Source organism: Alkalicaulis satelles, assembly GCF_008630495.1.
Taxonomy (GTDB): domain Bacteria; phylum Pseudomonadota; class Alphaproteobacteria; order Caulobacterales; family Maricaulaceae; genus Oceanicaulis; species Oceanicaulis satelles.
In genome coordinates this window covers 511,260-527,309 of the sequence record NZ_VWOJ01000001.1, presented here as the reverse complement: position 1 = coordinate 527,309, position 16,050 = coordinate 511,260, and the positions used below count along the sequence as shown (strand labels likewise).

Here is a 16,050-nt window from a genome sequence, read left to right as displayed (position 1 = left end):
GAGCAGGCTGACGCTCCGGAACGGATCAGGCCGGCTCAGTCCAGGGATCGATCACCGTCAGGCCCGCGGCCCGGAAGGCGCTGGCATCGCGCGACGCCACGGCGAACCCGTGCGCGGCGGCGATCCCCGCGATAAAGCCGTCGGGCATTGGGAAGCCTTTTCCGGCCGCCCGGGCCTGGACCGCGAGGGCGGCGTAACTCTGCGCGGCAGGAACGTCGAAGGGCAGAATCCGGGTGGTGAATTCGTCCAGCAGGGCATCAACCCGGGTCGCCAGCAGGTCCTTCCGTTTGCCCTCCGGCAGGACGCCAACACCGAATAGAAGTTCGGCCACCGTGACGCTGGACAGGAACAACGCCTCGCCCGCGTGCGCGTCCATCCACGCACGCACCAGAGGGTGGGGTTCAGGCTTGATCGCCTCGGAAACGACATTGGTGTCGAGGACGATCATTGGAGGCGTCCGTCAGTCAAACTTCATGGGCTCGGCCGGGCGCCTGTCGCGGACCAGTTCCAGCGCCTCGATGTCGGCGTTGGTCAGGCCCAATCTCCGGCTTGTTTCCGCCAACGCCGTGCCCAGCCCCTTGCGCCCTTCGGGACGAACCGCGGCCTCCAGAATGGCGCGCATTTCCGCTTCCGTGCTGCGATTGTGTTGCGCGGCGCGGATTTTCAGCGCGCGATGCACGTCATCGGAAAGATTGCGAATGGTGACAGCCGCCATGATGGCGCCCTCCAGAACTTGATAGCATTGCTATCATTATGATGGCAATGCTGGCGTTTTTCAATCCCGCCTCGCTCCGATGACGTTCAATAATGGCCATGCGGCGGCTGTTTGGGCCGCAGGATTAGCGCAGGCCAATGGCCTTCTGATTGAATCTGGCTCGATTTTAAGTCATTATGGTCAGATATCTGATCAGATGTCTGACCAGAAAGCGCAAAGGCCTGGGCGATGAAATTTGTCGGCGTGCTGGAAGCCAAGACCCATCTGTCCCGCCTGCTCGACGAGATCGAGGCGACGGGCGAACCGCTGGTGATCACCCGTCATGGCAAGCCGGTGGCGACAATTTATGGCGCCGGCGCCGGCGCCGGACCCGTCAGAGCTGCGGGCGTAGCCGATGGCGATGGCCAGGCCGCCTTCCAGGGCGAGGCCGAAGCGCCGTCTGATCCGTTCGCCGAGGCCGAAGCCATGCTGAAGGCCGATCCCGGACTGCGCGACCGGCTGCGCGCCAGCCTGAAAGCGGCATCCACCAACGCCAGACGCCCCGAGCCGTGCCCGCGCAAGCTGTCCGGGCCGGAGCTGGTTGAGCTGTTCAGGCAATTACGGGAAACCCAGCCCACCGACCCCGTTCTGGACGCGATGAGCTGGGAAGAGCTTAAAGAGCTTGCCCGCTCGTGAGCGCCCAATCAAAGCTGATCGTGCTGGACGCATCAGCCGCGCTCGCTTTCATCCTGCCATCGAACATGACGCAGGCCTCAACCGCCTTCTTCGATACCATTGAGGCCGCCAGCCTGACTGCACCGCATATATTCATGTGGGAAACCCTCAACATTTTGGCTCGCCACAGCCTCCATGCCCGGCGCGACCTGGACAGGGATGTCGCGGCTCTCGAAAGGCTTGAGATCGAAATTCAGGGCGCGCTCGACATATCACAGCTATCCGCGGTTCTGGCGTTGGCGATGAAACACACCCTCTCCCTCTTCGATGCGGCCTATCTGGCGCTTGCCGCAGAGCTTGACGCGCCGCTGGCGACGCGCGATGCGGGGTTGTTGCGCGCCGCCGCCCTGGCGGGGGCGCCGTGTCTCGACCTGCGCTGAAACAGGACCGTCCTTTCATGACTGATGATGTGATCATCCGCCGCGCGCGCGATTGCGGGCGCATTACGCTCAACCGCCCCAAGGCGCTCAATGCGCTCAATCAGGACATGGTGGACGCCATGTACGCCGCCCTCAAGGACTGGCGCGAGGATGACAGCGTCAAGGCCGTGGTGGTGGACGGCGCCGGGGAGAAGGGCTTTTGCGCGGGCGGCGACATCCGCATGCTGGCCGAGAGCGGCAAGGCGGGAGACGGGCGCGCCTGGCGCTTCTGGCGCGACGAATACCGGCTCAACACGCTGATCGCCGAATATCCCAAGCCCTATATCGCGCTCATCGACGGCATCACCATGGGCGGCGGGGTCGGCGTCTCGGTGCATGGCGATTTCCGCGTGGCCGGCGACCGCACCACTTTCGCCATGCCCGAGACGGGCATCGGCTTCCATCCCGATGTGGGCGGGGCCTATTTCCTGCCGCGCCTCATCGGCGAGGTGGGGACCTGGATGGGCCTGACCGGCGCGCGCCTGAAGGCCGCTGACTGCATCCTGACAGGCGTCGCCACCCATTACGTGCCCAGCGAGCAGCGCCCCGCCCTGATCGAGGCCTTCGAGACCCGGACGCTCGATAGCGATGGCGAGGCGGCCGAGGCGCTGCTTGATGAGTTTTCCGGCGACCCTGGACAGAGCGATCTGGCGCTGACGCGGGGACTGATCGACAGCGCGTTTGCCGGGGATGATGTGGCGGCCATGGAGGCGCGGCTGGAAGCGGCGGGCGATTCCTGGTCCTTGCGCCAGCTGGACGTCCTGCGCAGCAAATCGCCCACCGCTTGCACCGTGACGCTGGCGGCGCTGCGCCGGGGCGCGTCGATGAATTTTCGCGAGGTGATGGCCCAGGATCTGCGCGTCTCCATGCGCTTTCTCGAGGACGGTTCGGACTTTTATGAGGGCGTGCGCGCGGTGATCCTGGACAAGGACAACGCCCCGCGCTGGGCCGCGCGCGCAGGCAATGCGGCCCCCTGGTTCGCGCCGCTGGCCGATGATCAGGAAATGAGCTTCGAGAACGCCTGAAGCATTGCGTCATGCGTGCCCAAGGGGCGGTGATGGGTTAGACTGGACGCCTCGTCCACGGAGGCGCTCATGTCCCGCATCTGCCTGATCAACGCTCACCCTGATCCTGCGCCCCAGCGCTTCTGCCATGCCCTGGCGGACGCCTATCAGCAAGGCGCTGAAGGCGCGGGCCATGAGGTGAGCCGGTTTGACGCCGGCGCGCTGGACTATGGCTTCCTGACCAGCGCGGCCGCATTCTCGGAGCCTGCGCCCGAGCCGCTCCAGCCGGTGCAGGCGGCGCTGCAGGCGGCCGACCATGTCGTGCTGATCTATCCGCTCTGGCTGGGCATGCTTCCGGCGCGCGCCAAGGCGCTGCTGGAGCATCTGGGGCGGGCGAACATGTTCCTCGACACCGGCGCCGATTCCTCGCGCTGGCCGGCGCAGAAAATGCGCGGCAAGTCCGCGCGCGTGATCGTGACCATGGGCATGCCCGCCGCCGCCTACCGGATATTCTTCCGCTCCCATTCGCTAAAGGCGCTGGAGACGGGCGTGCTGGGCATGTCCGGCTTCAAACCGGTGCGCAGCACGGTGTTCGGCATGGTGGAGGGCAGTGCGGAGCGGCGCACCCGAATGCTCGCCGATGCGCGCCGGCTGGGCGAACAGGCGCGCTGAGCGCCGAAGCTGCGAACTTGATCGCAAGGGCCAAAGCGGCGATGCTGGCGTTAACCATTGCTCGGGGAGGGGAATATGGAACTGCTTCAACAAGCGCTGGATTTTTTCCGCGCCGGCTTCAACCAGGTCAATGCGGTGCAGGGCCTGATCATCGCTCTGGTGGCCGCCGTGCTGCTGCCCAAACTGGCGCGCCTGCCCGTGTTCGTGGTGGCCGCGACCCTGGTGCATGTGGTGGTGGATGCGCTGCTGCCGGTTCTGACAGGGCGTTCGGCCCTGGTCCTGCCCCAGGTGCTGGAACTGCCCTTCTGGCGCTATGTGGCCACCCTGCTGGCGGGCTATCTGGTGGTGATCCTGATTCTGGCCCTGCTCAAGCGTGTGCTCTTGCGCCGTTAACCCTGCAAGTGCGCTCTGAAACGACATCATCCGTGCTTTCGAGGTCACGCCCGGAGTCCTAACGAAGGGTGAACGGGTTTATTTTTCCTTGCAATTTGTTAAGCTTTGGGCAGTCTTCCGGGCGTGTGAACGGTCCGAGGGAGGCCGTGGAGCGAGGGGTTTATTATGGAAATCGTGGATATGATCTGGGGTTACATAGCGCCGGTCTGGAACTGGTTGCTTGAAGGTGTAGCCGCTTATGGCCCGCATACCGCGGGCGGAGACATCAACTGGATGTTTCTGGGCCTGCAGATGGGCGTGATCGCCCTGGTCATGGCGCTGCTCATGCAGCAATTCGGCGCTATCCTGATCTTCACCGTGGTCGCTGTTATCGTCCACGTGGCTGTGGATATTGCGCTGCCCATGGTGCGCGCGGGCGCTGGCTTTGAAATGCCGCCGGTGACCGACATGGCCTATCTGCAATATCTGGCTTTTGCTGCTGTGGGCTATCTGATCGCCATTACGGTGCTGTCCATGATCAAGTCGATCGTTCTGCCTCGCTAACGGGGCGTCTGGTTGCACGTTTCAAGGCCGTTGGAGCGCGGGGGGCGCTCCAGCGGCCTTGTTGTATGGGATCACCGGTATCTTGGCGCGGCGCCGGGGGCGCGTTAAAGCTCTGTCCCTGAACAGGGAGAGCGCGCCATGAGCCAGAACGAAGACGTCCTTTTGCAGGTCACGCCCGGCGGCGCGGCCATCATCACGCTGAACCGTCCAGACAAGCACAACGCCTTCAACGCCGACATCATCGCGCGCCTGTCGGATATTTTCGACATCCTGCGTTCAAATGCTGAAGTGCGCATCGTGTTCCTGCGCGGCGCCGGACGCAGCTTTTCCGCCGGAGCCGATCTGGACTGGATGAAGGCCGCCGCCGACTGGACGCGCCAGGACAATGAGGAAGACGCGCTGGGCCTGGCGCGCATGCTCCACCGCCTCTACGACCTGCCCCAGATCACCGTGGCGCTGGTCCAGGGCGCGGCTATGGGCGGGGGCGCCGGTCTGATGGCGGCCTGCGATATCGCCGTGGCGGTCAAGGACGCCAAAATCCGCTTTTCCGAGGTGCGCCTGGGCCTGACGCCGGCCACCATCTCGCCCTTCGTGGTGCGCGCCATCGGCCCGCGCTGGGCGCGCGCCCTGTTCGTGACCGGCGAGGCGTTTGACGGGACGTTCGCCCACCAGATCGGGCTGGTCCAGCATCTGGTCGACAGCGCCGAGGATCTCGACGACGCCATGGAGCACATTGCCCGCCATGCCTTTGACGCCGCCCCCGGGGCGGTGCGCGACGCCAAGGCGCTGGTGGACATGGTGACCGGCGAGGAAATCGATGACGGTCTGATGCGCAAAACCGCCCACAAAATCGCCGAGCGCCGCGTCAGCGACGAGGGCCGCGAGGGCCTGGCCGCCTTCCTGGACAAGCGCAAGCCCTGGTGGGTGAAGAACTGACCGCACGCTTGCACCGCGCGCCCGCTTGGCTCAGAACCGGCCCAGCCTAAACGCCTGTCCTTTCCTGACCGGGACCGATCATGATCAAGACGCTGCTCATCGCCAACCGGGGCGAGATCGCCTGCCGCATCATGCGCACCGCGCACCGCTTGGGCATCGCCACGGTGGCGGTCTATTCCGATGCGGACGCGCACGCGCCCCATGTGCGCTTGGCCGGGCAGGCGGTGCGTCTGGGCCCGGCGCCGGCGCGCGAGAGCTATCTCAAGGCTGACCTCATCCTGGAAGCGGCCAGACAGACCGGGGCGGACGCCATCCATCCAGGCTACGGCTTTTTGTCGGAGAACGCCGATTTCGCCCGGGCCTGCCAGAAGGCGGGGATCGTGTTTGTCGGCCCCGATCCGGACTCCATCGAGGCGATGGGCCTGAAAGACCGCGCCAAGGCGCTGATGGAAAAGGCCGGCGTGCCGGTCACGCCCGGCTATCACGGAGCCGATCAGGACCCGGAATTTCTGGCCAGGGAGGCCGGCAAGATCGGCTATCCGGTCCTGATCAAGGCGGTGGCCGGGGGCGGGGGCAAGGGCATGCGCAAGGTGGAGGCGCCGGGCGATTTCGCCGAGGCGCTGGCCAGCTGTCAGCGCGAGGCCGCATCCAGCTTCGGCGATGACCGGGTGCTGATCGAGAAATTCATCGCCAGCCCCCGCCATATTGAGGTGCAGGTGTTCGGCGACCGGCGCGGGCGCGTGGTGCATTTCTTCGAGCGTGACTGCTCGCTGCAGCGCCGCCACCAGAAAGTCATCGAGGAAGCCCCCGCGCCCGGCATGACGCCCAATGTGCGCGCGGCCATGTGCTCAGCCGCCGTGCGCGCGGCCGAGGCGGTGAATTATGTGGGCGCTGGCACGGTGGAGTTCATCGTGGACGGGTCCGGGCCTTTGCGCGAGGACGGCTTCTATTTCATGGAGATGAACACCCGCCTGCAGGTGGAGCACCCGGTCACCGAGGCCATTACCGGCTATGATCTGGTAGAGCTGCAGCTGCGCGTGGCGGCGGGCGGACCGGCGCCCGAACAGGACCGCATCGCCATCAGGGGCTGGGCCATGGAGGCGCGCCTTTATGCCGAGGACCCGGCCTCGGGCTTCCTGCCCTCCATCGGGCGGCTGGACCGCCTGACCCTGCCGGGCGACCCCGAAGGCGTTCGCGCCGATTCCGGCGTGGAGGAGGGGGGCGAGGTGTCGCTGCACTATGACCCCATGATCGCCAAGCTGATCACCCACGGCGGCACCCGTGAGGAGGCGATTGACGTGCTGGTGGCGGGACTGGATGCGCGCACGCGCGTCTGGCCGGTGCGCACCAATGCCGGCTTCCTGCGCCGGGCGCTGACCCATCCCGATTTCCGCGCAGGCCGCGTGGACACCCGCTTCATCGATCAGCGTCTGGACGCGCTGGCGCCCCAGTCGCCCCCGGCGCTGAGCTTGATTGCGGGCGCGCTGGCCCTTGCCGATGGCGGGCCTCTGGCGGCGCTGGCGCGCGATCCCTGGGATGTGCGCGACGGCTTCCGCGCCAATGGCGCGCCGGTGATCGAGGCCGGGCTGGACCATGCCGGCGCGCGCCTCGCCGTGCGCCTGAGCTATGCTGAGGGCCGTCTGGAGGCAGCGGTCGGCGGCGAAACCCTCACCCTTGATGGCCCGCGCTTTGAGCCGGGCCTGTTCACCGCGCGCCTGGACGGCCAGCCGGTCAGCGCCCGCTTCGAGATGTGGCCCGGCGGCGGTGCGCTGGTCTCCGCCCAGGGCGAAACCCATCTTGTCACGCCCTATAACGCCGCCGCCCAGGCTGAGGGCCTGGAAGGCGGCGGCGCGGTCCTGGCCCCCATGCCCGGCAAGGTGCTGTCGGTCGCCGTGAAGCCGGGCGATGCAGTCAAGAAGGGCCAGACCCTGGTGGTGCTCGAAGCCATGAAAATGGAGCACGCCCTGGCCGCCCCCCGCGACGGGGTGGTGGAGGCCGTCAACGCCGAAACCGGCGCGCAAGTCAGCGACGGCGCGGCCCTGGTGGTGCTGAGCGAGGCGGAGGGGTAGGGGGCGGGCGTGACCGGGATCAGTGAGCGCCTGCCCGGCGGGTTTCCTCGTCCGGGCGGGCCTGACAGCGATAGCTGTTGCGGTCCACACTGAGCACGTTACCGGCGCCGCACTCATCCAGCGCTAGCGCCGCCTGGCTCCGGATATCGTGGGTGGCCCAGTACGCCTGACCGACAAGCAAACCGGCGGCTGCAAGCGCCATGAGGCACGCAATTGCGAGTATGGTCTGGATCATGGCGAAACCCTAGCAAGGCGTAATCTGGACATCACTCAGGCTATGCCCGCCAGACAGCGGCGGCAACTTTTATATTGTCCGGTCTCCCCTGAGGCGTGTTCCTTTCCGGCGCGCGTGACCGGCCTGCGCTGCCGCCGGACAGTCTGAAACCCTAACCCCGCCCCAGCGCCGCCCTCACATAAGGAAACGCCGTCCAGGCGGTGAGCAGGGCGATGAACCAGACGCCGCCGACCCAGTAGAAGAACCAGGCCTCCACCGGCAGGCGGGCCGGCGTCGCCAGATCGATGGTGACCAGCACGAAGGGCGCGGCGGTCATGATCATGGCCAGCGCCGTCTTGGTGCGCGCCTCTGACGTCACGGTCAGCGTGGCCGGGGCGGGGCGGGTGAAGCGCAAGATCGTGACCAGCCCATCGCGCCCGACGATGATGGCGACGGGCAGGACCAGCCAGATCATCCAGCCGCTGATCGCGGCGAACGCCAGCAAATAGGCGCTCACCAGCACCTTGTCGGCGATGGGATCGAGAAGCGCGCCCAGCGCGCTGCGCGCGTCCAGAACCCGCGCCAGCCAGCCATCCAGCCAGTCGCTCAGCGCCGCCAGGATAAAGATCGCAAACGCCGCTGCGCCCCAGGCCAGCGCTGCGCTTTCGGCCTGCTGTCCCGCGCTGGCCAGGAGGCAGTACGCGCCGAACACCCCTGCGGCCATGCGCGCGAAGGTGACCAGATTGGGCAGATGGCGCAGGGCGTTATTCGTGGAAGTGGTCATAGATCGTCCTTGCCATGGTTCTGGACACGCCCTCAACCGCTTCAAGATCGGCCAGATTGGCCCGCGCCACCGCCCGCGCCGAGCCGAAATGCTTCAGCAGCGCGCTCTTGCGCTTGGCGCCGATGCCGGAAATGGCGTCCAGCGGATTGTCATGCATCTGGCGCTGGCGCCGCGCGCGGTGGCCGGTAATGGCGAAGCGGTGCGCCTCGTCGCGCAGGCGCTGGATGTAATACAGCACAGGATCATTGGGCGGCAGGCGCACGGGCGGCTTGCCGGGCAGGTAGAACACCTCGCGCCCGGCATCGCGGTCGGGGCCCTTGGCCACGGCGGCGAGGGGAATGTCTGAAAGGTCCAGCTCGGCCATCACCGCCTGCACCGTGGAGAGCTGGCCCTTGCCGCCATCAATCAGCACCAGACCGGGCGCGGGCGCGCCCTCGGCCCGCTCGCGCGCCAGCCGGGCGAAGCGCCGGCGCATCATGGCGGCCATCATGGCGTAATCATCGTCGGTGGCCGCGTCCTCGCCCTTCATGTTGAAGCGCCGGTAGGCGGTTTTCTCGAACCCCTCCGGCCCGGCGACGATCATGGCGCCCAGCGCATTGGCGCCCTGGATATGGGAGTTGTCATAGACCTCGATGCGCGACGGCGGCGCGGCCAGGCCGAACACCTTGGCCACGCCCTTGAGAAGCTGGGCCTGGGAGGCGCTTTCGGCCATCTGGCGGGCCAGCGCCTCGCGCGCATTGCGCAGCGCCTGCTCGACCAGCTGTTTCTTGGCGCCGCGCCGGGGCGCGCGGATCTCCACCGGGTGACCGGCGCGCAGGGCCAGCGCCTCGGCCAGAAGCTCGGAATCCTCAGGCGCATGGCTGGTCAGGATCAGGCGCGGGGCGGGCTTGTCGTCATAGAACTGGGCGAGGAAGGCGGTCATCACGCCCGCCTCGTCCGCATCGGCTTCATGGCGCGGATAGAAGGCCCGGTTGCCCCAGTTCTGGCCCGCCCGGAAGAAGAAGACCTGCACGCAGGAACGCCCGCCCTCGGAGTGGACGGCGACCACGTCGGCCTCCTCCACCCCGTCCAGATTGATGTCCTGCCGGGTGGTGACGGCGGCCAGCGCGCGGATGCGGTCGCGCAGGCGCCCGGCCTGTTCGAAGTCCAGGGCGTCGGAGGCGGCGCTCATCTGCGCCTGGAGCGCTTCACGCAACTGGTTGGAGCGCCCGCGCAGGAAGCTGTCGGCGTCGGCCACCAGAGCGGCGTATTGCGCCTCGTCCACATAGCCCACGCACGGCGCCGCGCAGCGCTTGATCTGGTAGAGCATGCAGGGCCGGGTGCGGCTGTCATAGACGCTGTCGGTGCAGGTGCGCAGAAGGAACGCTTTCTGCAGCGTGTTGAGCGTGTCATTGACCGCGCCGGCGCTGGCGAACGGGCCGAAATACGCGCCCTTGGCCTTGCGCGCGCCGCGATGCTTCATCAGCTGGGGCGCAGCGTGGTCGGTGCGGATGAGGATATAGGGAAACGACTTGTCGTCGCGCAGGATGATGTTGAAGCGCGGCTTGAGGCGCTTGATCAGATTGGCTTCCAGCAGCAGCGCCTCGGTTTCGGTGCTGGTGACCACGAACTCCATGGCGCGCGTCAGCGCGATCATCAGGGCGATGCGGTTGGTGTGGCCGCCGGTCTTGGCGTAGCTGGCCACACGGTTTTTCAGCTTCTTGGCCTTGCCCACATAGAGCACCTCGCCGTCCGCGCCATACATGCGGTAGACGCCGGGCTTGAGGGGCAGCTGTTTGACATAGTCGGCAATGATCTGCGGCCCGGAACGCGCCTCACCGCCCGCCCCGTCCGGGGCGGCGTCGCCTGCCCCATTCAGGGGCGGCGCATCAGGTCGGGCAGCCTTGGCCATGGGGGAGAAGATAGGACGCGCAGTGCGCCGCGTCAGCGGTCAGGGGCAGGGGGCCCTCCAGCGCAAATCCTTAAGCCGGGCTTTACCAAATCAGCGCTCCGCTGGGATCACACGTCCGGCCTGCCTGCACCGGCTCTTGCAGGCGCGTTGCATTCGGGCCCTGTCCCATGAGCTTTGAAGCCCTTGGCTATGACCGCATCGACTGCCGTTTCGCGCCTGCGCAGCTGTCAGCCCTGCTGGAGGCGGTGGGGCGCACGCGCCGGTTTGACGCCTCGCTGTTCCTGACCGAGGCCGAGTATGAGGCGGACCCGGTGCACCGGGGCACAAATCCGCGCCCGGGGCGTAATCTGGCCGAGGCGCTGGACGCGCTGATCGCGCCGCTGGAGGCTGATGACGCCCTGACCGGCGCGCTGCGGCGCGTTCTGGGGCCGGGGCACAAGGTGATGGACCGCAAATTCGTGGTCGGCATGCCCCACAGCGAGATCCCGGTCTGGCTGCGCGCGCGCATCGAGAACAATAACGTCAATAATCTGGGCGCTTACATCCGGCCCGAATACCGCGACATGACCTATTTCTGGGGCATAGACCTGCACCAGGACCTGATCGACTGGTCGGCGCGCGAGGCTGATTTCATCACCGTCTATGTCTATCTCGAGGACGTGGGGCCGGGCGATGCGCCGCTTTATCTCCTGCCGCGCAGTCACCGGCTGGGCGCCGATATCTTCCCCCATGAGCTCACCCTTCTGGACAAGGCGCAGGGGCGCTCGCGTTATACCGCCCACGGGGATGCCATCGAGGAAAACACCGTGCGCCTGACCGGGCCGGCGGGCGCGGTGCATTACTGGCACGCCTGCCTGTTGCACGGCACCCAGCCCACCGCCGGGGACCGGCGCCGGATATCGCTGCGCTATCTCATCGAGATGGACCCCGACGCGCATGATTGCGCGCTGGCGCGGCTGAATGCGTCCATCCCCTATCCCCTGAGCATTGACCAGACCCGGCGCGATCTCGCGGCCAGCGGGGTGGCGGTGATGAAGGGCAATTTCGTCAACACCCAGGCCGGCCAGTCCGGCCTGTCGAGCGTCTGAGGACTGACATCATGAGCAAGACAGCGTCCTGGCGCGAGGCCAATCCGGTGGCTGCGGACATGCGCCCGATGGATGCGCGCTATGGCGATGTGCTGCGCCGCCATGCGGGCGACGAGGACATCATCCACCAGCTCAACGCCTTCCAGCGGCGCATGTATGCGTCCAAGGCCTTTGGCCACTGGGAAGTGTTCAAGATGGTCGCCAATCTGCCCGGTCATGTCGTGGAGTGCGGCGTCTACAAGGGCGAATCCCTGTTCAATTTCGCGCGCTTCCTGGAAATCCTCTGCCCCGGCGACCGCACCAAGCAGGTGATCGGATTTGACCATTTCCAGGGCCTGACCGGCCGGTCGCAGGCCGACGAGACGGAGAAGGACGGGGCGGTCAACCGGGGCAATTTCGACGGCGGATGGGAGTCTGCGGGCTTCCGGGACACGCTTCTGGAACTCATCGATCTGTTCAATGCCGACAGTTTCGTGCCGAAAAAGCCCCGGATCGTGCTGGAAGAGGGCGATATCGTGGAGACCGCGCCGGCCTATGTGCAGCGCCATCCGGGCCTTCGCATCTCGCTGCTGCATCTCGACTGCGATATCTATGAGCCGACGCTGGCGGCGCTGAAGGCGTTTTATCCCCACATCGTGCCGGGCGGGATCGTGCTGCTGGACGAGTACGGCATCACCGAATGGCCAGGTGAATCGCGCGCGGTGGAGGAGTATTTCGGCGGCAAGCCGCCGGTGATCGAGAAATTCCCCTGGCTCTCCGCGCCGGGCGGCTGGATCCGCAAGCCGGCGGGGTGAGCTATTCGGCCGGGACGGCAGCCGGGCTTGCAGACCTTGGCGCGTCATGGCGCCATTCGGGCGGGCGCCAGAGATAGGCGAGCTTGTCCTGCCAGCGCTCCGCCGAGGCGATCTTCGCCGCGAGTTGCCGCACGCCGGTAAATTGCGCGGTGAGGGGATTATTGTCCGTCACCGGCTCGATCAGGCCCACGCGCGGGCGCTCCTCATAGGGCTGGAACGTCCCCAGCAGCCGGTCCCAGACGATCAGCACCTAGGAATAGTTCTTGTCGATATATTTGGCTTCTGTGCCGTGATGGACCATGTGATTGCGCGGCGTGGCGAACCAGCGCTCCATCCATCCCATATCGCCCACATAGCTGGCGTGGTTCCAGATGCCGTAGGCGCTCTTGAGCCAGGCGGTCGCGAAATAGACCACAGGCGGCACGCCCAGGCAGGCGGCGGCCAGGCCGAACAGCCCTTGCAGCTGGCCGTCGAGCACGAATCCCCGCGCCGCCGTGGTGTGATTGAACTGGTTGGCCGAGTGGTGGATCGTGTGAAACGCCCAGAACAGCCCCACACGGTGGGAGATGCGGTGCTCAAAATAATACGCCAGCTCGTGCACCACGAAGGCCAGCACGATGGCCAGCCAGAGCGCCTCCACGGTGAACAGGCGGGCATGCTCGAATACGGTGAGATACAGCGCGATGGGGATGATGATGGCCAGACCCAGATGGATCAGGCTGTTCATCAGATTGAGGGCCACCGAGCACAGCGCCTCGCGATTGTCATAGACGCCCGGCTGGCGCAGGGCCGCCCAGACCCGCTCGCCGATGACCAGCGAGAAATACACTCCGCCCAGCGCCCACAGCCCCCACGGACCGGATGCAAACTCGATGAAGGCGTCGATCATGGCGCGCGCGCTCCCTCACGGATGACGGGAGCATGCATTTGACTGATCGATCTGTCAATGAATGTCCTAGCGCCAGCGCTCCAGCGTCACGCCGACGCTGTCGGCGTCGTCCAGGGCGGTGAGCTTGTCGATCTCGAGGTTCAGGCGCGTGATGCGCGGATCGGCGAACAGGGTGTCGGCGATCAGCTGGGCGAGGTCTTCCAAGAGGTCGTGATGGCGTGACAGCACGATCTGGCGCACGGTTTCGGCGAGCGCGGCGTAATTGACCGCTTCAGCCAGGCGCCCGGAGGGGCTGGCGGCGCTGGCGTCCACTTCGGCGGTGAGATCGATGCGCACTGGCTGGCGCCGGCCGCGCTCTGAGTCGTACACGCCCACCTCCGCCTCCAGCCTGAGCCCGCGCACGCGCACGCTGGTGCGCTCGCCGGCATGGGCGGGGCGGGCGGCCGGTGCGGCGCCGGGGCGGACGGGTTCAAGTTTCATGGGGCCTTCTGTTTTCTCGCTGCGTCACGCTATATGCCCGCTTGAGCGCATAATGAACACCTGGCTTGGCGCCCGAGGAGACACGCCCATGAGTGCCGCCGTCAAGAAACCCGAAGGCGCCGCCCTGGTCACCGGCGCGGCCAGGCGCATCGGGCGGGCGCTGGCTGAAGCCCTGGCCGAGGACGGCTATGCGCTGGCGGTCCACTACAACACCTCGCGCGAGGAAGCTGAAGCCTTTGCGCAGGCCATTCGCGATGCGGGCGGGCGGGCTGAGGCGCTGGGAGCCGACCTGTCTGATCCTGACGCCGCCGGGGGTCTGATCGATGCAGCGCGCGCGGCGCTGGGGCCGGTCAGCGTGCTGGTCAATTCCGCCTCGATCTTTGAGGACGACGGTTTCGACACCATCAGCGCCGACAGCTTCCGCCGGCATATGGACGCCAACACGCTGGCGCCCGCGCTCCTGAGCCGGGCGTTCGCGGCCCAGGCGCCTGAAGGATCGATGATCTTCAACCTGCTGGACTACAAGCTGTTCAATATCAACGCCGATTTCTTCTCCTACACATTGTCCAAGGCCGCGCTGATGACCATGACGCAGATGCTGGCGCGCGCGCTGGCGCCGCGCGTGCGGGTCAACGCGGCCGCGCCGGGCCTCACCTTGCCCAGCCCCTATCATTCGGTGGAGCAGTTCGAACGCCTGCATCATGACAACCCGCTGACACGCGGGCCCACGCCGGACGATCTGGTGCGCACGCTGCGCTATTTCCTGAATACGCCCTCGGTCTCGGGCCAGATCGTGTGTGTCGATGGCGGGCAGCATTTCGACCCGCGCCTCACGCGCGACGTGTTCGGAGCGCTTTGAACCTGCCTAGAACCCGCGCTGCGGGTCGGTCATCACCACGATTTCATTGGGGTGGGCAAAACGCAGCACGGCGCGGGCGCGCTCTTCGAGATAGTCCACATCCACCGCGCCGGTGCGGTCGTCCAGGCGCGCGACCCGGTCTTCCATGGCCATGCGCTGCGCTCGCGTCTCGGCCAGCACCGCCTCGGCGGAGGCGATGTCGGCCTTGATGCGCGCATGATTGATCACGCCCTGCTCCCCGTGCAGGGCGTGGTAGGCCAGATAGGCGATAAACACCAACAGGCCAATCGTCAGGCTGAAGCGCTTTAGCGCAGTCACAGCCGCCTCCATCCACCGTCCGCCTTTTGCGGATCGTACGGGCGGAACGCTAGCGCGCCAGGGTAAAGGAAGCGTTAGGCGAATCGAGTCCGCCGGTGATTCGTTGTGAGGCGTGGGCGCCGGCGCAATCCAAAAAGCGGGAACCGGTTTTTGGATAAATTGCGCCGCCGCTTAAAACCGGCGGCCGTCAGGCTCGCCGCGCAAACCGAAAAGTGGGGACCGGTTTTCGGATAATTTGCGCGGCCACGAAAAAACCGTCGGCTTAAGCCGACGGCCCGTCGCCGCTGGCGGCCTCGGCGTGGAAGCGGAAGGCTTTGAGCGCGTCCAGCACCGGCGTGTCGAAATTGCGCGGCGTCTCAATCGTGCCGGTGATCCAGCCATAAACCTCGGTGTCTGGTGCATCGAGCAGGCGCTCGAACGCGTCCAGCTCGTCAGAAGAGAGCGTCTCCAGCCGCGCCTCGGCGAACCGCCCCATGATCAGATCAGCCTCCTTGAACCCCCGCCGCCAGGCGCGGAACAACAGCCGCTTGCGCCGGTCAGCCGCGTTGATGGGACGGTTCGGATCGGAAAACGGATCATCGCTCATGGGTGGGCGATATAGGGGAGGGGGCGGGAGGGGGGAAGGGAGTTAATCCTCTTTGAGCAAGTTAGGTAGCAGGCTCAAAAAAATCACATATGCGGCAAATGCAATATAAATTAAAAAGGCCCACCCAGGCGCATATATAATAGTGGTCGAAAGTTCGCTCATCGGAATGTTGTAATTTGGGCTAATATCAATTACTTTTGTTCTTAATCTGCTTTGGCCATCTATAAACCCTACCCAGTAAATAGTAACGCCTAAATATATTGTCCCTCCTAGGAGCAGAATTTTCCCATAAATTCGCTGATATCCCTTCGGATGTTTATATGCGATCCAGGCTAGTGCAGAAACTGCCGCCAAAACGAGCCCAGAAACTAAAACTTCAATCATAGGCACCATGCTCCAATCCACAGCCTTATCAGATCCTCCCGCGTCATGCCCAGATTGCGCGCCTTCCGGTCTAGCGCATCAATCATCCATTCAGGCAAATCCACTGAAATCCGTTGGAGCATTTCGTTCGGACGCCGCGCATTCGACCAGTCAATTGCTTCACTAACGTTGTAGCCATCATCAAACTCCGCATCGAATTCATGAGCTTTCATCGCCAGCGCTCCCAAGACCAAATTCACCTATATCAGCGCCCCGGCAGCGCTTCAATTTGAGGTGAAACGATTTCCCCCGCCACTCA

Annotated in this window: 23 protein-coding genes; 11 read left to right on the top strand and 12 right to left on the bottom strand. The window is 65.6% G+C overall.

Going from position 1 to position 16,050, the window contains the following annotated elements; genetic code table 11:
* Positions 1 to 25: 25 nt before the first annotated feature.
* Both F1654_RS02565 and F1654_RS02560 read right to left on the bottom strand, forming a co-directional pair.
* Entirely contained in the window at positions 26 to 448 is a 423-nt protein-coding gene (locus F1654_RS02565) for a type II toxin-antitoxin system VapC family toxin (RefSeq protein ID WP_150021931.1), read from the bottom strand.
* Between the two features lie 12 nt (positions 449 to 460).
* Positions 461 to 715: a FitA-like ribbon-helix-helix domain-containing protein gene (locus F1654_RS02560; protein ID WP_150021930.1), complete on the bottom strand. Its 255-nt coding sequence runs from the start codon at positions 713 to 715 to the stop codon at positions 461 to 463.
* A 228-nt stretch (positions 716 to 943) separates the two neighbouring features.
* Between F1654_RS02560 and F1654_RS02555 the strand changes: the two genes are divergently transcribed.
* From F1654_RS02555 to F1654_RS02520, 8 genes are all read left to right on the top strand, one after another.
* Complete coding sequence (locus tag F1654_RS02555; protein ID WP_150021929.1) at positions 944 to 1,390, top strand: type II toxin-antitoxin system Phd/YefM family antitoxin; 447 nt, start codon at positions 944 to 946, stop codon at positions 1,388 to 1,390.
* Positions 1,387 to 1,809 carry a PIN domain-containing protein gene (locus F1654_RS02550; RefSeq protein WP_150021928.1) on the top strand — a complete coding sequence of 141 codons (423 nt, stop codon included), beginning with the start codon at positions 1,387 to 1,389 and terminating at the stop codon, positions 1,807 to 1,809. The genes F1654_RS02555 and F1654_RS02550 overlap by 4 nt, the downstream gene beginning before the upstream one ends.
* A 17-nt stretch (positions 1,810 to 1,826) precedes the next feature.
* Positions 1,827 to 2,873 (top strand): enoyl-CoA hydratase/isomerase family protein, encoded by a 1,047-nt coding sequence (locus F1654_RS02545; protein WP_150021927.1) that lies wholly within the window; start codon positions 1,827 to 1,829, stop codon positions 2,871 to 2,873.
* A gap of 69 nt (positions 2,874 to 2,942) precedes the next feature.
* Complete coding sequence (locus F1654_RS02540; RefSeq protein WP_150021926.1) at positions 2,943 to 3,524, top strand: NAD(P)H-dependent oxidoreductase; 582 nt, start codon at positions 2,943 to 2,945, stop codon at positions 3,522 to 3,524.
* Positions 3,525 to 3,599: 75 nt separating this feature from the next.
* On the top strand, positions 3,600 to 3,917 hold the full coding sequence (locus F1654_RS02535; protein ID WP_150021925.1) for a hypothetical protein: 318 nt from the start codon (positions 3,600 to 3,602) through the stop codon (positions 3,915 to 3,917).
* Positions 3,918 to 4,082: 165 nt separating this feature from the next.
* Positions 4,083 to 4,460 (top strand): hypothetical protein, encoded by a 378-nt coding sequence (locus F1654_RS02530; protein ID WP_150021924.1) that lies wholly within the window; start codon positions 4,083 to 4,085, stop codon positions 4,458 to 4,460.
* A 138-nt stretch (positions 4,461 to 4,598) separates the two neighbouring features.
* Entirely contained in the window at positions 4,599 to 5,396 is a 798-nt protein-coding gene (locus F1654_RS02525; protein ID WP_150021923.1) for an enoyl-CoA hydratase-related protein, read from the top strand.
* An 80-nt stretch (positions 5,397 to 5,476) separates the two neighbouring features.
* Positions 5,477 to 7,465 (top strand): acetyl/propionyl/methylcrotonyl-CoA carboxylase subunit alpha, encoded by a 1,989-nt coding sequence (locus tag F1654_RS02520; protein WP_150021922.1) that lies wholly within the window; start codon positions 5,477 to 5,479, stop codon positions 7,463 to 7,465.
* Positions 7,466 to 7,484: 19 nt separating this feature from the next.
* Here the strand turns inward: F1654_RS02520 and F1654_RS02515 are convergent, their stop codons facing one another.
* The 3 genes from F1654_RS02515 to uvrC form a co-directional block, all read right to left on the bottom strand.
* Positions 7,485 to 7,700, bottom strand: a complete 216-nt coding sequence (locus F1654_RS02515) for a hypothetical protein (protein WP_150021921.1) — start codon at positions 7,698 to 7,700, stop codon at positions 7,485 to 7,487.
* A gap of 151 nt (positions 7,701 to 7,851) precedes the next feature.
* On the bottom strand, positions 7,852 to 8,463 hold the full coding sequence (locus F1654_RS02510; protein WP_150021920.1) for a CDP-alcohol phosphatidyltransferase family protein: 612 nt from the start codon (positions 8,461 to 8,463) through the stop codon (positions 7,852 to 7,854).
* On the bottom strand, positions 8,444 to 10,354 hold the full coding sequence (gene uvrC / locus F1654_RS02505; protein ID WP_150021919.1) for an excinuclease ABC subunit UvrC: 1,911 nt from the start codon (positions 10,352 to 10,354) through the stop codon (positions 8,444 to 8,446). The genes F1654_RS02510 and uvrC overlap by 20 nt, the downstream gene beginning before the upstream one ends.
* Before the next feature lie 167 nt (positions 10,355 to 10,521).
* Here uvrC and F1654_RS02500 point away from each other — a divergent pair, with 167 nt between their 5' ends.
* Positions 10,522 to 11,442, top strand: coding sequence for a phytanoyl-CoA dioxygenase family protein (locus F1654_RS02500; RefSeq protein WP_150021918.1), 921 nt, complete (start codon positions 10,522 to 10,524; stop codon positions 11,440 to 11,442).
* 11 nt (positions 11,443 to 11,453) lie between these two features.
* Positions 11,454 to 12,236 (top strand): TylF/MycF/NovP-related O-methyltransferase, encoded by a 783-nt coding sequence (locus F1654_RS02495; protein ID WP_150021917.1) that lies wholly within the window; start codon positions 11,454 to 11,456, stop codon positions 12,234 to 12,236.
* 1 nt (position 12,237) lies between these two features.
* Here F1654_RS02495 and F1654_RS13980 read toward each other — a convergent pair whose 3' ends face one another.
* From F1654_RS13980 to folB, 3 genes are all read right to left on the bottom strand, one after another.
* Entirely contained in the window at positions 12,238 to 12,486 is a 249-nt protein-coding gene (locus F1654_RS13980; protein WP_233205079.1) for a hypothetical protein, read from the bottom strand.
* A complete protein-coding gene (locus tag F1654_RS02490) occupies positions 12,487 to 13,125 on the bottom strand; it encodes a sterol desaturase family protein (RefSeq protein WP_233205077.1) in 639 nt (212 codons plus the stop codon).
* Positions 13,126 to 13,191: 66 nt separating this feature from the next.
* A complete protein-coding gene (gene folB / locus F1654_RS02485) occupies positions 13,192 to 13,605 on the bottom strand; it encodes a dihydroneopterin aldolase (protein ID WP_150021916.1) in 414 nt (137 codons plus the stop codon).
* An 88-nt stretch (positions 13,606 to 13,693) separates the two neighbouring features.
* Here folB and F1654_RS02480 point away from each other — a divergent pair, with 88 nt between their 5' ends.
* Positions 13,694 to 14,464 (top strand): SDR family oxidoreductase, encoded by a 771-nt coding sequence (locus tag F1654_RS02480; RefSeq protein ID WP_150021915.1) that lies wholly within the window; start codon positions 13,694 to 13,696, stop codon positions 14,462 to 14,464.
* Positions 14,465 to 14,470: 6 nt separating this feature from the next.
* On the opposite strand, the gene F1654_RS02475 is transcribed toward F1654_RS02480, so the two are convergent.
* The 4 genes from F1654_RS02475 to brnA all read right to left on the bottom strand — a co-directional run bounded on the left by F1654_RS02475 (position 14,471) and on the right by brnA (position 15,964).
* Positions 14,471 to 14,782: an FtsB family cell division protein gene (locus F1654_RS02475; protein WP_233205076.1), complete on the bottom strand. Its 312-nt coding sequence runs from the start codon at positions 14,780 to 14,782 to the stop codon at positions 14,471 to 14,473.
* Positions 14,783 to 15,044: 262 nt separating this feature from the next.
* Positions 15,045 to 15,368 carry an FAD assembly factor SdhE gene (locus F1654_RS02470; RefSeq protein ID WP_150021913.1) on the bottom strand — a complete coding sequence of 108 codons (324 nt, stop codon included), beginning with the start codon at positions 15,366 to 15,368 and terminating at the stop codon, positions 15,045 to 15,047.
* 42 nt (positions 15,369 to 15,410) lie between these two features.
* Entirely contained in the window at positions 15,411 to 15,761 is a 351-nt protein-coding gene (locus F1654_RS02465) for a hypothetical protein (protein WP_150021912.1), read from the bottom strand.
* On the bottom strand, positions 15,749 to 15,964 hold the full coding sequence (gene brnA, locus F1654_RS02460) for a type II toxin-antitoxin system BrnA family antitoxin (protein ID WP_150021911.1): 216 nt from the start codon (positions 15,962 to 15,964) through the stop codon (positions 15,749 to 15,751). Before brnA ends, F1654_RS02465 begins: the two co-directional genes overlap by 13 nt.
* Positions 15,965 to 16,050: the final 86 nt, after the last annotated feature.

Coding starts and splice junctions, on each gene's coding strand:
- F1654_RS02565 (WP_150021931.1), bottom strand. CDS start 448: ATGATCGTCCTCGACACCAATGTCGTTTCCGAGGCGATCAAGCCTGAA.
- F1654_RS02560 (WP_150021930.1), bottom strand. CDS start 715: ATGGCGGCTGTCACCATTCGCAATCTTTCCGATGACGTGCATCGCGCG.
- F1654_RS02555 (WP_150021929.1), top strand. CDS start 944: ATGAAATTTGTCGGCGTGCTGGAAGCCAAGACCCATCTGTCCCGCCTG.
- F1654_RS02545 (WP_150021927.1), top strand. CDS start 1,827: ATGACTGATGATGTGATCATCCGCCGCGCGCGCGATTGCGGGCGCATT.
- F1654_RS02540 (WP_150021926.1), top strand. CDS start 2,943: ATGTCCCGCATCTGCCTGATCAACGCTCACCCTGATCCTGCGCCCCAG.
- F1654_RS02535 (WP_150021925.1), top strand. CDS start 3,600: ATGGAACTGCTTCAACAAGCGCTGGATTTTTTCCGCGCCGGCTTCAAC.
- F1654_RS02530 (WP_150021924.1), top strand. CDS start 4,083: ATGGAAATCGTGGATATGATCTGGGGTTACATAGCGCCGGTCTGGAAC.
- F1654_RS02525 (WP_150021923.1), top strand. CDS start 4,599: ATGAGCCAGAACGAAGACGTCCTTTTGCAGGTCACGCCCGGCGGCGCG.
- F1654_RS02520 (WP_150021922.1), top strand. CDS start 5,477: ATGATCAAGACGCTGCTCATCGCCAACCGGGGCGAGATCGCCTGCCGC.
- F1654_RS02515 (WP_150021921.1), bottom strand. CDS start 7,700: ATGATCCAGACCATACTCGCAATTGCGTGCCTCATGGCGCTTGCAGCC.
- F1654_RS02510 (WP_150021920.1), bottom strand. CDS start 8,463: ATGACCACTTCCACGAATAACGCCCTGCGCCATCTGCCCAATCTGGTC.
- uvrC (WP_150021919.1), bottom strand. CDS start 10,354: ATGGCCAAGGCTGCCCGACCTGATGCGCCGCCCCTGAATGGGGCAGGC.
- F1654_RS02500 (WP_150021918.1), top strand. CDS start 10,522: ATGAGCTTTGAAGCCCTTGGCTATGACCGCATCGACTGCCGTTTCGCG.
- F1654_RS02495 (WP_150021917.1), top strand. CDS start 11,454: ATGAGCAAGACAGCGTCCTGGCGCGAGGCCAATCCGGTGGCTGCGGAC.
- F1654_RS02490 (WP_233205077.1), bottom strand. CDS start 13,125: ATGATCGACGCCTTCATCGAGTTTGCATCCGGTCCGTGGGGGCTGTGG.
- folB (WP_150021916.1), bottom strand. CDS start 13,605: ATGAAACTTGAACCCGTCCGCCCCGGCGCCGCACCGGCCGCCCGCCCC.
- F1654_RS02480 (WP_150021915.1), top strand. CDS start 13,694: ATGAGTGCCGCCGTCAAGAAACCCGAAGGCGCCGCCCTGGTCACCGGC.
- F1654_RS02470 (WP_150021913.1), bottom strand. CDS start 15,368: ATGAGCGATGATCCGTTTTCCGATCCGAACCGTCCCATCAACGCGGCT.
- F1654_RS02465 (WP_150021912.1), bottom strand. CDS start 15,761: ATGGTGCCTATGATTGAAGTTTTAGTTTCTGGGCTCGTTTTGGCGGCA.
- brnA (WP_150021911.1), bottom strand. CDS start 15,964: ATGAAAGCTCATGAATTCGATGCGGAGTTTGATGATGGCTACAACGTT.